The organism is Cellvibrio sp. OA-2007 (assembly GCF_000953825.1).
GTDB lineage: Bacteria > Pseudomonadota > Gammaproteobacteria > Pseudomonadales > Cellvibrionaceae > Cellvibrio.
Window position 1 is genome coordinate 80672 of sequence record NZ_BBUL01000094.1, and the last position, 15623, is coordinate 96294.

A 15623-nucleotide genomic window follows, 5' to 3' on the forward strand; every position below is an offset into this window, starting at 1 on the left:
TTTATTTTTACTGATTATTTTTTACGGAAACATCAATTGTCTTGGCAATTTCTGGCAATGGTGCAAAGTAGTATTCGTAGGCAGAATTTAAATTTGCATTTAACGGATTGTTGAGCGAAAACATTCTTCGCTTACTCAACTGTATAAACTTCAAGCTGGCTAAAAATTTTTTATCCCATAGCGTCTGTAAACTTTTATCCTTATAGGCAGCCAGCAACCCCTGTTCAATTCTGGCTTTTAATATCTTATTCTGCACGCTAACGAAAAAAAATCGTGGCAACTTATAATAAAAATAAAAACTGTCATCAATAGTCAGATGCAAACCTGAATTGTTATGCAGATACTCATTCATAATCTGGCTAGCCCCCAAACAAAATAAATCCGCCCGGCCAGAGGCAACCATACGAAATGAGCTTTTGTAAGCTGGCACCTCGATTGTTTTAAATCCGTTGGCATGCAAAATTTTTGTATCAGCCCACTTAATACCCTGCAAAATACGGTACTGCTTGAGCTCATCAGAAGTCTTCGCCGTTGCCACTGCTTGGGCCACACCCGGATTGACAAAACATACCCTATAACTCAAAACCCCTAAATCGATGGGAAACTCTATGTAAGTAATAGCAGAGCGCTCGACCCCATCATAACTATCTTCAATAACTAAATTAGGGTACTCATTACTTGCAATCGCTTGTTTGGCTCTAAGCCGATTAACACCCTTAGGCAAAGGCTGAAGTTCATAGTCACCATAGCTAGCGCGAGTTTTTTCAAGGACCAAGGTCAGTAGCTCAATCGTATAGTTTTCGTATTGATCTACAGGGGTGCTGGGGACACGATAATTCACAACCTGCATGCCCAAGCAGCCGCAAGAGACCCCCACTCCCGAAAAGAATAGAATTCCGATTATATGGCGCAGATGTAAGCACACAATCCCTCTCCCGCTGAATTCGCTGTTAACCGGCAATATCTCTTATACACAAGAGTAGATCATTGTTCACTAAACGGGTAAGCATCGCCTGGGTACTACAATTCTTTCCAATATGCACCCAGGCCGCATTTTGTCAACATTTTACATAAAACCGATACATCTATAGAATAGAAAGCAACCCCTTAACCCTGTCCCAAATAAGCGAATATGCGATGAAACGAATTGTGATTATTGGCGAAAGCATGCTGGAACTAAGCCCCGCTAGCCCAGATTTATGGCAACAATCATTTGCGGGGGATGTGCACAGTTTGGCGGTATATTTAAAACGCTGCGCGCCTGAAGCAATACAAGTATCGTTCATGAGTGCGGTCGGGGTAGACGCCGCCAGCACCAAACTAATCTCCAGCCTGCAGCAAGAGGATATAGATACCTCTTTGATCTATAAGCACCCAAGTAAAACCTTGGGGCTCTATATGATCAACAATACCCCCAGTGGCGAGCGTAGTTTTCAATATTGGCGCAATGACTCAGCGGCAAAACAGGTCATGCATTTACATCAGGCGCAAGTTTCCGCTGCGACTTTCACAGTTCCCGATCAAGTGTTTTTTTCCGGCATTTCTCTGGCCATATTAGAAAAAAATAGCCGCACCCTTTTTTGGGATTTTATTCACCACCTGAAAAAAAAGGGCACACAAGTCATTTTTGACCCTAACTATCGCGCAAAATTATGGGATTCTATTGAGGATTGTAAAGCCCAATACGAACTCGCTTTTCATGCAAGCAATTTGGTTTTACCGAGCTTGGAGGATTTCACCAATCTTTATCAGCTAGACTCCGCAATCGCGGTTAGCAAATTTTTAAGTGCTTATGATATTGATGAAATTATTATTAAAGATGGCCCTGCTCCTATTATTTATCAGTCAAGCCAAGAACAATTGGAAGTTGCTATTGAGCCCGTCACTCAGGTTATAGATACAACTGCAGCAGGTGATTCTTTTAATGGCAGCTATCTAGCGGCGCGCGCACGCGGGCTAAACCCCGAAAATGCCATTCGTTTTGCAGCAAAAATATCTGCACTGGTGATTCAACACAAGGGAGCCATTCTCAATCGCGAACTCTTTATGCACCACCTCAGCAAATCAACTCATTAACATCGCCTTTTACGCTACTTTTTCACCTCACACTCAAGCAAACAAGCTCCAGTTCCGCTGGAGCTTTTACTAAGCAGATCACAAATAAAATAATTATAGAACCGAATAATTTTTTTAATTCTAATCCTTGCGAACAGCAACACAAAATAATTCTATCATCAGCATAGACTCAATCTGTTAGCGGATTCCGCTACACCTATTCAAACGCACCCATCTACTGTCAGCTCTAGCTAAAAGGAGATAAACATGAATAAAATAAAATTTTGTTTTTCTATTTCTGCATTATTGTTTTCAAGCACATTATTGGCACAGGATCAGTGCAACACTACAAGCGAGTGTAAAAACACCTACGGCAGCTCTGCGACAGATTGTGCCAACAGCAAATCCAGCCTTAGTATTTGCATGTGCGGCACACTGCGCTGCGACAGTTTTGGTCAACCTACTATCAGCTACATCAATGTCCCAGCCAAAATTCAGGCAGAAGATTTTTTAACAGCATTTGATACAACACCCGGCAATCAAGGCGGGCAAGGGCAATCCGGCAATGTCGATATTCAAATAACAAGCGATACTGGCGGTGGCCTCAACGTCGGTTGGATTAATAGTGGGGAATGGCTGGAATACCCCATCAATATCACTAGTGCAGGTGAATACCAACTTCACCTCCGCATTGCATCACCCAACGCTTCCGGCGCACTCAGTATTGATATTGATGGCGCGCTACTTGGTAGCACACTAACTATTCCAAACACAGGCGGATGGCAAAGCTGGCAAACAATCAGTTCGGCTAAAAAAAGCCTAACCGCAGGAAAAAAAATGCTGCGTTTAAATATGCTCACAGGTGGATTCAACATCAATTGGGTCGATATTAAAAAAGTAGAACCAGACACCAACAATCCACCAGTGGATCATGTCATTCTCGGAAAATTTAATACAACCAAGGATTTATTACTCGCACACTTCGATCAAAAACCTGATCTAGATGATGTGCACGCAGTTGCTGCCCTTGCCACCATGTTGCACGACTCACGCTTTAATAATGTGAAATACCATGCAGTAGCTGGAACTATCGGCACTCAAGGTGGCCGCTATATAGATGCACCACAACTTTTTAACTTAGCGTTTGGAAGCAATTGGTCTAACGCTTCTACCAACTGGAATGCTGCCGTTAATAACGTCACGCAAAAAGCCTTGGCAACATTGAATGCCGGCGGCGACATTTGGGTACAAGAAGCGGGTCAATCGGATTTTACCGCCGATGTACTCAGAGCCATTCAGCAGGCTAACCCCGGCATAAATTTAAAAACGCGCTTTCATGTTGTTCAACACAGCAACTGGAACGAAGATAAAACAACACCCGCCGATTTAACCTATGTGAAAAATACTGCGCAATACAACAAAATTGCAGACGGCAATTCAACGGGTAACGGCACACCGGGATTTAACACCAAAGACGGTAGTGATTGGCAGAGAGCAAAAGCCGATGTTGGCGTAGGCAATATCTGGAGTGAAGCGCAACGAGTTGCGGATGCAAACAACAATATCAGCGGATACGAAAACCCCTCAATTAAAGCCGGTGGTTTTGATTTTTCCGACTGCGTTGAAAATGCCTGGATATTTGGATTTGTAACACTCAATAATTCCAAAGCATTTTTTGATGAATTCTTAAAAAAGTAAGCTTTTAAATAAATTAATGGCACTTTCAACCAGCCGTTGAAAGTGTCTTTTTTCTACTCGCGGCGTATCAGCGGCTCTGTATTAGAGTAGTTAGCCCAATCAAGCTCATGTCAAATTTCTGATATTTTTTCACCTTATCTGTGTATTAGCCGCAAGGTCTCCGCTCTATCATGAAACCTATCAATGATCGCTGGAGACTCCCAATCATGAGCAAGTGCCCTTTTAATCACACTGGTATTCCCGACCCATTTGAGCAAGCTCGCGCAGAGCAAGGCGTTGGGTTTGTTGATGATCAAAATGACCCGGTGATGATGGTGCTGCGCCATAAAGATTTACGCAAATGTGCGCACGACTGGAAAACCTTTAGCTCTGCCGCCACACCCGGCAGAATTGTGGTGCCGTCCGAAGTCAATATTCGCGATATTCGCCAGGTTCCCTTTGAAGTAGACCCACCCCTACACGGCGATTACCGTGCTTTTTTAGAGCCTTGGTTTAAACGCCCTCTTGCGGAAAATTATCGCCAGAGTTTGCGTCAACAAATTTCGGCATTAGTGCAAGAATCTCTACAACAGGATTTCATTGAAGCCATTTACGATTTTGCGCTGCCGCTACAATCTCGCGCCTTAACCCTACTGCTTAATATTCCTTATGCAGAAGCAGAGGTATTTATCAGCTGGGGAACCCACGTATTTCGCAGTGAAGACAATCCATTAGATGGCAGCAAAGCCCAGGTACTTTATAACTATATTGATAAAAAAATCGCCGAGGCAGAAAAATCGCCCAGCGACGATATTTTTTCGGTGTTATTAGCCACTGAAGTGCAAGGCAAAAAATTAACTCACGATGAAATTAAAGGCATCATTGTGCTCACCTTTGCTGGCGGCCGCGACACAGTGATCAATATGGTCACCAATACTCTCGCTTATTTGGGTGAAAACCCCGAATCCCTGACGCGTTTACGTAAAGAACCTGAAATTCATAACCGTGCGATTGAAGAGCTCATACGTTATTTCTCTCCCCTCACTCATATGGGAAGAGTTGCGACTAAAGACAGTGAAGTTTGTGGCCATGCAGTCAAAAACGACACCCGAATTTCACTCTGCTGGGCCTCCGCCAACCGCGATGCAAGCGTTTTTGAAAACCCTAACGAGGTAGTGTTGGATCGAAAATTAAATCCGCACGTCGGTTTTGGTTTTAGTCATCACAATTGCCTTGGTGCAACTCACGCACGGGTAATCATGCAAATTCTGTTGGATGAGCTGTGCCAACAAGTCGATAAAATAACCCTGGGTGATGCACAGGAAAATATTGAAAACTGGGGTGAATTTCAGCGCAAGGTTGGCTACCACAAGTTGCATATCCAATTATCCAAATAATGTTTTGTTCAAACAAAGATTGAACCCAACACTTTTACGCGAGAATACAAAATGGCAAAAATTACTTTTATTACCCCCAACAAAGACAGCATCACTTTGGAAGCAACTTCCGGCAGCGCAATGGAACTGGCGGTTAACAATGGCATTCCAGGTATTGGCGGCGACTGTGGTGGCGTCTGCTCCTGTGCAACTTGCCATGTATATGTCCCCGCAGAACATGCCAGTAAATTGAACGCCGCAAGTGAAATCGAAAAAGACATGCTGGAGCTGGACGACAATGTAAATGAGTTCAGCCGCTTGTGTTGCCAAATTGAAATCACCCCTCAGGTAGATGGCTTGGTACTCGAAGTTGTTGGCTAATCCAATCAACAACATTCAAACAACCATAAACAATTATTTGTGGGTTAAAGGCTATGACTAAGCATCCGCTTACAACACCAACTTGTATTATCGTCGGCGCCAGTCACGCTGGTGTTAACACTGCCTTTGCACTGCGCAAAGAGGGCTGGGCAGGGAAAATCATCCTAATCGATAGCGACCCAAGGCTTCCCTATCACCGCCCACCACTGTCAAAAGCTTATATCACCAGCGATGATCCAATCGAAAAACTGGCGCTCAAACCAGAAGCCAGTTACACGCAAGATGAAATCGAATTATTGCTGGGTGTTACAGTCACCCAGCTGGATGCCAAGGCAAAAAAAGTCTCTATCCATAGTGGCGATGAACTCTATTACGACAAATTAATTCTCGCGACCGGCGCAAGCCCTATAGTGCCGGCGATTAGTGGCTTGACTGATGCGCACAATCTGTTTTTTATGCGTAATCTGGAAGATAGCATTGCTATCAAGACCGCAATTCACAACAGCTCAAACAAACGTGTTGTGATTATTGGCGGTGGTTATATAGGCTTGGAAACGGCGGCCTCGTTAAAAAAAATGGGCGCATCCGTGTTGGTACTAGAGCGCGAAAATCGTATTCTCGCCCGTGTCACTGCACCGGAAATGTCGGCATTCTTTTTACAATTGCACGAGTCTCATGGAGTAAACATTATTACCGATAAAAATGTCAGCGCCATTACCACTGACGCGGGTGTTAATAATGTAATCACCACTGACGGCGCGGAATATCCAGCCGATATTATTATTGTGGGTGTCGGGGTGCGAGTAAACAAAACTCTCGCCGAACAAGCGGGCTTAACCCTTGAAAATGGTATTTGTGTCGACGCACAGGCGCGCACCAGCGATGAAAACATCTATGCCATTGGCGACTGCACTTATCACTTTAATCCGCACTATCAACGCCACATACGTTTGGAGTCGGTACAAAACGCTGTCGATCAAGCTAAAATTGCCGCCTTAGCTATTTGCGGCAAAGGGCAAGATTACAATGCACTACCCTGGTTTTGGTCAGATCAGTACGATGTAAAATTACAAATGGTAGGGCTCTCCAGTGGTTATGATCAAATCATAATTCGGCGCGAAAACACCACTGAACAGAAATTTTCCACTTGGTATTTTGCAGGGGATGAATTGCTGGCGGTAGATGCAATTAACAATGCCAAAGCCTATGTTCTCGGAACCAAATTGATTAAAACAAATAGCAAAATTAACAAAACCAACCTAGCTAATTCTCAGTGCGAATTAACACAAGAAAATTTACTAACAACATGTTAGGTATTATTGATGAGCGCGCATACATGCGGTACTGAAACGTCTGCGCATTGAGTTTATCGGCGCGAGCGAAAGTGGCCAATGGGAAATTGATTACATCCATACACGATAACTACCTGCCGCCCCAACCCCCTCAAAAGCAATAAAATGTTACCTGAGTAGCATTTTATTGCCTAAAAATACCAATTACTTGCCCTACCCCCTGCATGTGGCTTACAGTGTCAGCCCCTGTCGATTGTCAACATTTAATTGTTGGTTATTTGTCTCGTGCGGTTTTAACCTCAATGAAGCATTTGGCAGCCGGCGTTAATAATTAATAATACCTGGAGCCAACTGTGAAAAAACTATCTCGCCCCCTATTCTGTGTGGCGCGATCACTCGTTGTGATTGCCGCAAGTACAGCCATATTACCCACCGCGTATGCAGCAAAATCTACTGCGTGGGAAGGTAACTTCCACGATTACCGCGTTGAAAGTGTCAATTATTGGGACCAAGAAAACCCAGCAGCCAAAGCCGATGACTTTAGTGGCGGTGATCCTTGGTCTTATAAATTCAAGTGCGATGGTTCCCCTTGGAATCTCAACACCTATTGGGATAAAGACGGCCACTCAGTCACCGAAGCCTATGAATACCCTTATATGCGTATTCGCTCACCTTGGTCTGCTACAGAAGCCATAGTGCGCGATAACACTCCCGCCGCACAAAGCTTCCCGCTGTCTGATTTGAGCAACAAAGCGGGTTGGCGTTTTGTTCCAACCGCAAGTGATGAATTTAATCAAGCCACCTTAGATGTACTTAAAAGCCCAAGTGACAGCACCGGTAAATGGGTGACTAATAACCACACATGGGGCGGGCGTGAGCCAGCGCCTTTTTTGCCAAAAAATGTGCGCCAGGAAAGCGGCCTACTAAAACTCAGCCTTAAACAAAAAGTAGAGTCGCAAATTTATGGTTTTTTGAACGCTAACTTTATGAATGGTTGGAGCGCAGCCACCGCCATGAACGCTACACCTGTGCGTTATGGTTATTTTGAGGTGCGCTCTAAAGTAGGGGTCGGTTCTAGTGCTTTTTGGTTGTATTCAAAATCAATGGAAGATGTGCGCTACATCAAAGGCGAGCGAGTATTTACCAAAGCCTTGGTAGACCATAATCTTGAAATCGATGTATACGAACAAGCGGGGCGCCGTCCTGAATGGGCCCCTTATTACAATATGAATACTTGGGTATTTGAATACCAAGGTGACGATCACCGTATTTTCAGTAAAAAAGCTTCTGGTCAAAGTTGCGGTCGTGAAGGCTGGCAAGGTGGCGATGATCTGCTGCCCCATTCAGCTGGGCTACAAAACGGCGGCCACTGGAAAGCCGACATAGATTTTGCTGCCGACTTCCACGTATATGGACTCTATTGGGGTCCAGATGAACTTCGCTGGTATGTAGATGGTAAATTAATTCGCTCGATGAAAAACCGTTATCACCATACTCCGCTGTATATTTTGCTCGACACCGAAACCATGCCCGATTGGTTTGGCTTGCCTACTCCAGCTGAACTACAACATGACCACGAAATTGATTATGTGCGTGTATGGACAACCGACGCCCTCGAAAATCACAACGGTAAAGGCTGGCGTGCAATTCAAGCAGACGGTAACGCACGTTACAGCATGCGCGTTGCAGCTCGCGATGGAGATGGTCATCAAAACGGCAAAGGTGCCAATCAACCATTAGAATATTTACAACAACATAGCAAACCCTTTGGCACGGTCGAAAGTTATATTGGCAGCGCAACATCTGGTACCCAAAACCCGGTAAAAGCCACTGCAGTGAATTTTAAAACAACGGATTTGTTAGTGCTTTCTGAGCGCCGTCTTAGCCCTTATCGCGCAGCAGCTGACAATATTCGTTACTACTACGCGCATTACGGCCACGTGATTGATGCCATCATCACGCCAAGTAATGCCACCAACAAAAATATTAAATGGGTTTCTGACAACCCCGCAATCGCAACAGTGACTGCTTCCGGTGTGATAGTTCCTGCACAAACTTATGATGCTGAAACCGGTAGCCTTACCCATATCGCATCAGGTGAAGTTACATTAACCGGCACTCATGCAGATTTACCGGGTAACGTTTTCACGCTGCGCGTTAAATTGGTTGAAGTGGGCAGTGAAAATAGCATCACCCTTGCGAACTTTAGCACCACCGGGCGCAATGCGACCGTTGCTGAAGGCTATGCAGCGAGTGCTGTGGGTTGGGGTACAAAAGGTTTTCCATCAGCCATCACCGACAATACTCGCGGTGAGTTTGGTAGTTATCAAATCGATTTTGGTAGCGGCGGTAAATTTAGTTTTATGCTCAGTGCTGGTACGCCTATTCAAACTGGCACCGGGGTAAAAGTATTTATTGATGACGAAGAAGTGCTGTCTGAAAATTTAAATAATATTTCAGGCGATTGGGATGCACACTTTGAAAATTGGTTTCCAACTACCTTTACAGTAAGCCCAGGCAAACATTGGGTGAAAATTATGAGTGCGGGCGCATCGGAATGGCAGTGGTTTGGTCACAGCGCGCAATTTTTACAATTATTGGACGGCACAAATTCTCCTTCCAGTTCAGCGGCAAGTGCATCAACAATGTCATCGCGCTCATCCGTGGCACAGTCTTCCGTTGCAGCATCGTCAGTACCTACGTCATCGGCAGCTCCGTCCTCAGTAGCTAAGTCATCCATTGCGCCATCCTCAGCCGTTAATTCGTCAGTTGCATCAAGCATTGGTGGCATAGGTGCTAAAGTGATTGTGCAAGCAGAAAACTTCATTGCAACGGGCGGCACTTATCAAGGCTTCCAAAAATACACCACTGCAAATGGTATTGGGGCAATCAATTATAACCAACGTGGTGATTGGGCTGATTACAGTTTCACTATCGGCAGTGCCGGCACTTACACAATTAATGCTTTCTTAGGTACCACACTAGCGGATAGTGCAATTGAGCTTTTCATCGACAATGTTTCGGTCGGTAAAAAGACAGTACTCAATAACAATAATTGGGATGCGTTTGTGCCATTAACCCTAAACACCGGTGTGCAGTTGAGTGCAGGCACTCATACGCTGCGCGTTGTGTCGGCAGGCACTACTGCCTCAACGTGGGAGTGGAATGCAGATCGCATTGAATTTACTCAAATAGCGGCAACATCTTCATCACGCTCATCAGCCGCGTCTAGCTCATCTGCTACTCCAACTCCGATAGTGGTTCAAGCCGAGTCTTACACCACTACCGGCGGCACCTATCAAGGCCTACAAAAATACACCACCGCAACGGGCGTAGCTGCAGTTAACTACAACCAACGCGGTGACTGGGCTGACTACACCATCAATGTCACCGCAACCGGCAACTATCGTATCAATGCTTATTTGGGTACCACTCAAGTTGGTGGTGCGATAGAGATATTAGTTGATGGCATTTCGGTCGCGAAAAAGACAGTACCGAATAATAACAATTGGGATGTGTTTGCCGCCTTAGAAGTCAGTAACAGTGTTCGCCTCACGCAGGGTATGCACAACGTGCGTATTATTTCTGCAGGCGCCACGGCTTCAACTTGGGAATGGAATGCAGACCGCATTGAGTTTGTGCCAGTAAATTAAATGTAGATAAAAATTAAATTGAGGTATTTTCCCGCCTCTTGATTGAAGCGGGAATTTTTATACCTTTTAAAAGAGCAGGATAATATCCCGCAATGTTTAAATGCAGTTAATAGATAATAAAGAGGAAAACATTAAAATGAAAAAATTAACACAAAGAAAGTTGTTTTATATACTGACACTAACATTGTTCAGTACCAGCATTTTTGCACAACCAACGCCTCCTGCGGGAAAAATGTGGCAGAAACAAAGTAATCTTTCGGATGATTTTAATAGTGGCTTTGACACGAGCAAATGGCAGAAGCCTTTATGGAATTATGGCGAACCCGTTAATATGGTGGCTGAAAACTCTGGTGTTTCAAACGGAAACTTATGGATCAAGGGAACGCTTGGCACTGGTGCAAGGTGGTTTAATGGTTCTCGGGTAATGTCTAATGCACAAATTAAATATCCCTACTACACAGAGGCTAGAATTAAAAGCGCGAACATTTCTGCGTACAGCACCTTTTGGTTGAATAACGGGGACATTAACAATCGCGATGAAATAGACATCATCGAAAACAATCCTAATCCTTCGTGTAACTGTCAGCCTAATTTTCCATGGCAAATGAACTCTCAGTATTTTCATGTTGTAAATGGCGATACCCAAAGAGCCCATGGCAACTTTGATAACCGAAACCTGCCGGATGGCGCGCCAGGAAAAGGCGTTAGATGGAACGAGGCTTATTTTACGTTCGGTGTATGGCAAAAAGATGCCCGAAATATTCAATTTTATTTAAATGGTTATCCTGCAGGTAGCGTTGTTTCTGCACGGGATTTCACCAGAGATATGAATATTATTTGGGATTTATGGACTGCCGATTTTTCTTGGCTGGGTGGCCTTGCTGTTCAAAGCCAACTCAACGATGATTCAATTAATACCATGTACGTTGATTGGATTAATACTTACAAGTTGGTCGATGGTGTTGCAAGTAGTTCATCCAGCTCTAGTGCACAATCAAGCTCTAGTGCCAACAGCAGTGTTGCCAGTGGCGCTACACAAACCATCGATTTCGCTAATTATTTTGATACCGGTAAAGCAACCAGTGCGGTAGCGGGCGATACCATTATCGGTTTCAATAAATCCGGCGGCGGCAATATTAATTACAATTCTGTTGGTGATTGGGGCGATTATTTAGTCACACTGCCAACAGACGGCCAATATAAAATTGAAATTGTTACCGCATCACCTATGACCAGCGGCATTGGTGCAAAACTGAGCATTGATGGTATTGCGGTGGGTACAATTACCCTGGGCACAACCGGCGACTGGGAAACATACACTACAACCACACTTGTCAATAATCTGTCTATTGGCGCAGGCACCCATACTCTGCGTATTGAAAGCACAGGCACCAGCGCATGGCAATGGAATGGGGATGTAATTCGAGTGGCCAAAGTAGGCAGTGATCCTATAGGTTCACCGGTTACTCCCACACCCGTAAGCATGACCTTACAAGCCGAAAATTTTGCCGCAACAGGCGGTGTATACGATGGTTTTAAAATCTACACGGTTAATGGCGTGAGCGCGGTTAATTACAATCAACGTGGCGATTGGGCGGATTACACCGTGAATGTAGCTGCCGATGGTAACTACAGTTTTAATGCTTACGTAAGTTCACCTATGACTGACGCCGCACTGGAAGTGACCGTAGATGGCGTAAAAGTATTAACCCAAGCTGTGCCGAATAACGGCAGTTGGGATAACTTTCAAAAAATAAGTTCAAGTAACAAAATCGCACTCACCAAAGGCACGCATACCATTCGTGTGGCCAGTGCGGGTACTACCGCATCTACATGGGAATGGAACGCGGATAAATTTGAATTAGTACCCTAGTAAATTTCACACACGTAGAAATTACCCATTATTTTAGTGGAAAATAACTGACCCGCTTCAACAGGATAGAGATTTATTCTGTAGGCGCGGGCTTTTTTTAGAGTTTCTTTAAACGCTTCAACTCCTACCACCTAAGTTCTTCATCAACGATGAACTCTTATTTATCTCTGTGTGTTATTTTTAAGTCATTAAAATTTTTATGTCTCCATAAAAACCAGAACTCTCCATATCCAATGTTTATTCTCTTATCTGCAAACGGCTAAGTTTATCGCCTGCCTCAGAAAACGTGCTGATGAAGACATTATGCGTAGCATTATTGGATATACCACTGCGGTTTTTGCGCTTCCTTCAGGCTTTCTTGATACAAGGCATCATAAAAACTATCCCGTCTTTTTTCGTAAGCCTCGTTTTGCAACAGCACATTGCGTTGATTCTTTTTATTCCAATCGTTCCAAAGTTTGGCTAGCTGCTGTTCTTGCTTCGGCCTTTGTCCGAGAATATTGTGCTGTTCAATAGGATCTTTAACCATATCAAAAAAAGCGAGACCTAAATCTGGCAACGGCTGGTTTAAATATTTTTCTGTTTGCGTGCGCACAGCCCATAAATTATCGGCTTCTTCCATACGCCAAAATAAGGCTTTGTGCGGTGATTGTTTACTTTTACCGGTAACGTAAGCGGTGAGATCTACGCCATCGAGTTTGGCGTCTTTAGTATTAGCGCCCGCCAGAGCTAAAGAAGTAGCGGCAATATCCAAGGCGGAAACCAATCCGTTTAAACGTTTACCTTTGGTAATTTTTTTGGGCCAGTAAGCAATGAAAGGCACATGCACTCCGCCTTCAGTAAGCGCTACTTTACCGAAACGGAAAGGGCTGTTATCGGCCCAGGTATAGTCAGGCCACCATGAGTAAGGATAAAGCCCACCGTTATCGCTCAAGAAAAAAATGAGCGTATTGTCCAGCTCACCGCTTTTATCCAAAGCGTCGATCAGCATACCAATACCTTCATCCATGGCATCCACCATAGCGGCATAGGTGCGGCGTTTTTCATCTTTAATATGCGCGTATTTCTCAAGATAATTTTGTGGCGCCTGGAGCGGTGCGTGGGGCGCGTTGTAACTCATGTAAATAAAAAATGGCGCCTGTTCTTTGCTGGTGCGTTCAATATAACGCGCTGCATCGCGGCTTAAGGCTGTGGTTAAGTATTCATCAAATTCAGCAACACCTTTGTTGCGCATAATGGGTAGCAGATAGCCGCCAGCCCCCAAATGAACCTCTCCAGGCATATAATTGTGGCCGCCATCCAAGAATCCGTAAAAATAATCAAAACCGCGTTCATTAGGCTGAAAGTGTGGCGCACCACCTAAATGCCATTTGCCAAAAATAGCGGTTTTATAACCGACTTCTTGCAGCCGCGCCGGAAAGGTTTTTTCCGTTAAGGGTAAGCCCATGTATTTGTCGTCAGGGGAGTAAGTCACATTATTTTCCATACCAAAGCGCGCTTGATAGCGCCCAGTAATTAGACCCGCACGGGACGGCCCGCAATAGGGATGAGTGACGTAGCCGTTTTCAAAAACCACCCCCTCGTTGGCAAGTGCATCAAGACGCGGTGTTTTAATTTCTGTTTGGCCATTGGTAAATCCAACATCGTTATAGCCCAAATCATCAGCCAATATCACTACAATATTCGGGCGTTTATCCGCACCCAGTGCGCTGCAACTAATCACCACCATAAATGCGGCCTGCATTAACCGCTGGCTTAGTTTCATCATTTTAATACTCCTGTCAGTCACGGGTTTTACATTAATGTTGTTATTCGGGTTTATGCCAGTAATCATCCATACGTTTAATTACCGCACCTAAAAATTCGGGTTTTAGTTGCCACGCGGGGCGATCCAGCGTTAATTCCCATGCAAATAGCTGGCGATAAAGTTGGCTAACTTTAGCAGGATTTTGCAGCGCCAAATCAGTTAACTCGGAGGGATCTGTAGCAATGTTGTATAACTCTGCCGGGCGATCAGGAAAGCGCAGTAATTTCCAATCGCCCTGCCGCAGAGCGGCAATTGGCCCCTCACGCCAGAATAAATTTTTGTGTGGCGACTGACTATTTTTCCCCTGTAAAAAGGGTTTAAGGTCAACACCATCCCAATCTGTAACCTGACGCACATCGCCTCCGGCGGCGGCATAAAAAGTGGGTAATAAATCCAGAGTGGAAACCATAGGGTCATAACTACTACCGGGCTTAGTTACACCCGGCCAGCGCATAATCATTGGCACCCGAATACCGCCTTCTAGCAGATTGGCCTTGGTGCCACTCAAGGGGAGATTAATCGAGCCATTGTGATCGCTGGGGCCACCGTTATCGTTGGTAAATATCACCAGCGTGTTCTCACTTAAACCTTCCTGTTGCAGTGTTTGCAACACTCGGCCTATAGCTCTATCCATGTTTAACATCATGGCAGCATATATTTTTCGCTCCCCAGTAAGATGAGGAAATTGGTCGAGATCGCTCTTCTCTGCCTCCATCGGATAATGAGGTGCAGACAACGATAGAAAAGTAAAAAAAGGTTGGTGTTTATTGCGCTTAATAAACTCGATAGTCTCATTCGCTAGCGCATCAGTCAGGTAGAGTAGGCTTTCGCCGTAATTATTAAAATTGCGCTCTAAAAAATCTTCCCGGCGCGAACTGGGGTGTGCTTGGGTAAAGGGAAAATAACTGCGCGCACCGCCGCGAAAACCAAAAAATTCATCGAATCCCCGCTTGAGCGGATGAAACCTATCCTCATTGCCTTGGTGCCATTTACCTATAAGACTGGTGCGGTAACCGCGTTCAGCTAAATAATTAGCCATGGTGAGCTGATCCAAACGCATGCCCATATCATCGCCAGTGGCGCCTGAGCTGCTCATATAACCCGGTACATTGTTTTCTTCAAAACCAAAACGTTGCGGATATTTACCGGTGAGTAATCCAGCGCGCGAGGGACCACAGACCGAGGCGCTGACATAAGCCTGTTTAAATACCACGCCCTCTTGCGCTAATTGATCCAAATTGGGCGTGGGAATTTCAGTGCTGCCCTGAAAGCCAAAATCGGCATAACCGGCATCATCAGAAAGAATAAAAACGATATTGGGTTTTGCCAGTTCGGCGCCATAACAGGCCCAAGCACTACAGATGAGTAATGCTAAGCCAAGGTAAGAGAGGTAGTTGTGAATAGAATTGCGCTGATTTTTATGCATGGTATTTGGCTCGCAGCAAAGGACTAATCATTATTAATAGCTTAATGATTAGTTCAAAACTCGGCTTTCAGAATCCTGCACCA

At 44.7% G+C, this 15623-nt stretch carries 10 protein-coding genes; 7 read left to right on the forward strand and 3 right to left on the reverse strand.

Translation table 11 applies throughout. From position 1 onward, the window contains the following. Positions 1-7 precede the first annotated feature (7 nt). Positions 8-841 carry a hypothetical protein gene (locus AWU77_RS15060; RefSeq protein ID WP_152625369.1) on the reverse strand — a complete coding sequence of 278 codons (834 nt, stop codon included), beginning with the start codon at positions 839-841 and terminating at the stop codon, positions 8-10. Positions 842-1137: 296 nt separating this feature from the next. On the opposite strand from AWU77_RS15060, the gene AWU77_RS15065 reads away from it, so the two are divergent. The 7 genes from AWU77_RS15065 to AWU77_RS15095 all read left to right on the forward strand — a co-directional run bounded on the left by AWU77_RS15065 (position 1138) and on the right by AWU77_RS15095 (position 12307). Continuing rightward, positions 1138-2076 (forward strand): sugar kinase, encoded by a 939-nt coding sequence (locus tag AWU77_RS15065; protein ID WP_062064969.1) that lies wholly within the window; start codon positions 1138-1140, stop codon positions 2074-2076. A 246-nt stretch (positions 2077-2322) separates the two neighbouring features. Then, positions 2323-3753 carry a carbohydrate-binding protein gene (locus AWU77_RS15070; RefSeq protein ID WP_062064972.1) on the forward strand — a complete coding sequence of 477 codons (1431 nt, stop codon included), beginning with the start codon at positions 2323-2325 and terminating at the stop codon, positions 3751-3753. A gap of 206 nt (positions 3754-3959) precedes the next feature. Next, positions 3960-5129, forward strand: coding sequence for a cytochrome P450 (locus AWU77_RS15075; protein WP_062064974.1), 1170 nt, complete (start codon positions 3960-3962; stop codon positions 5127-5129). Between the two features lie 51 nt (positions 5130-5180). Further along, positions 5181-5489, forward strand: a complete 309-nt coding sequence (locus AWU77_RS15080) for a 2Fe-2S iron-sulfur cluster-binding protein (protein WP_062064976.1) — start codon at positions 5181-5183, stop codon at positions 5487-5489. A 53-nt stretch (positions 5490-5542) separates the two neighbouring features. Beyond that, a complete protein-coding gene (locus AWU77_RS15085) occupies positions 5543-6802 on the forward strand; it encodes an NAD(P)/FAD-dependent oxidoreductase (protein WP_062064978.1) in 1260 nt (419 codons plus the stop codon). A gap of 332 nt (positions 6803-7134) precedes the next feature. Further along, positions 7135-10434 (forward strand): carbohydrate-binding protein, encoded by a 3300-nt coding sequence (locus AWU77_RS15090; RefSeq protein ID WP_062064980.1) that lies wholly within the window; start codon positions 7135-7137, stop codon positions 10432-10434. Between the two features lie 136 nt (positions 10435-10570). Next, positions 10571-12307, forward strand: coding sequence for a carbohydrate-binding protein (locus AWU77_RS15095; RefSeq protein WP_193747546.1), 1737 nt, complete (start codon positions 10571-10573; stop codon positions 12305-12307). Positions 12308-12620: 313 nt separating this feature from the next. Here the strand turns inward: AWU77_RS15095 and AWU77_RS15100 are convergent, their stop codons facing one another. Both AWU77_RS15100 and AWU77_RS15105 read right to left on the reverse strand, forming a co-directional pair. After that, the gene (locus tag AWU77_RS15100; RefSeq protein ID WP_062064984.1) at positions 12621-14075 is read right to left on the reverse strand and encodes a sulfatase; all 1455 of its coding nucleotides are present in this window, start codon (positions 14073-14075) and stop codon (positions 12621-12623) included. A 40-nt stretch (positions 14076-14115) separates the two neighbouring features. Further along, positions 14116-15540: a sulfatase-like hydrolase/transferase gene (locus AWU77_RS15105; RefSeq protein WP_062064986.1), complete on the reverse strand. Its 1425-nt coding sequence runs from the start codon at positions 15538-15540 to the stop codon at positions 14116-14118. Positions 15541-15623 lie beyond the last annotated feature (83 nt).

What these genes read in the sequence shown, in the direction of transcription:
- AWU77_RS15065 (WP_062064969.1), top strand. Translation starts at nt 1,138, where the DNA reads ATGAAACGAATTGTGATTATTGGCGAAAGCATGCTGGAACTAAGCCCC.
- AWU77_RS15070 (WP_062064972.1), top strand. Translation starts at nt 2,323, where the DNA reads ATGAATAAAATAAAATTTTGTTTTTCTATTTCTGCATTATTGTTTTCA.
- AWU77_RS15075 (WP_062064974.1), top strand. Translation starts at nt 3,960, where the DNA reads ATGAGCAAGTGCCCTTTTAATCACACTGGTATTCCCGACCCATTTGAG.
- AWU77_RS15080 (WP_062064976.1), top strand. Translation starts at nt 5,181, where the DNA reads ATGGCAAAAATTACTTTTATTACCCCCAACAAAGACAGCATCACTTTG.
- AWU77_RS15085 (WP_062064978.1), top strand. Translation starts at nt 5,543, where the DNA reads ATGACTAAGCATCCGCTTACAACACCAACTTGTATTATCGTCGGCGCC.
- AWU77_RS15095 (WP_193747546.1), top strand. Translation starts at nt 10,571, where the DNA reads ATGAAAAAATTAACACAAAGAAAGTTGTTTTATATACTGACACTAACA.
- AWU77_RS15100 (WP_062064984.1), bottom strand. Translation starts at nt 14,075, where the DNA reads ATGATGAAACTAAGCCAGCGGTTAATGCAGGCCGCATTTATGGTGGTG.
- AWU77_RS15105 (WP_062064986.1), bottom strand. Translation starts at nt 15,540, where the DNA reads ATGCATAAAAATCAGCGCAATTCTATTCACAACTACCTCTCTTACCTT.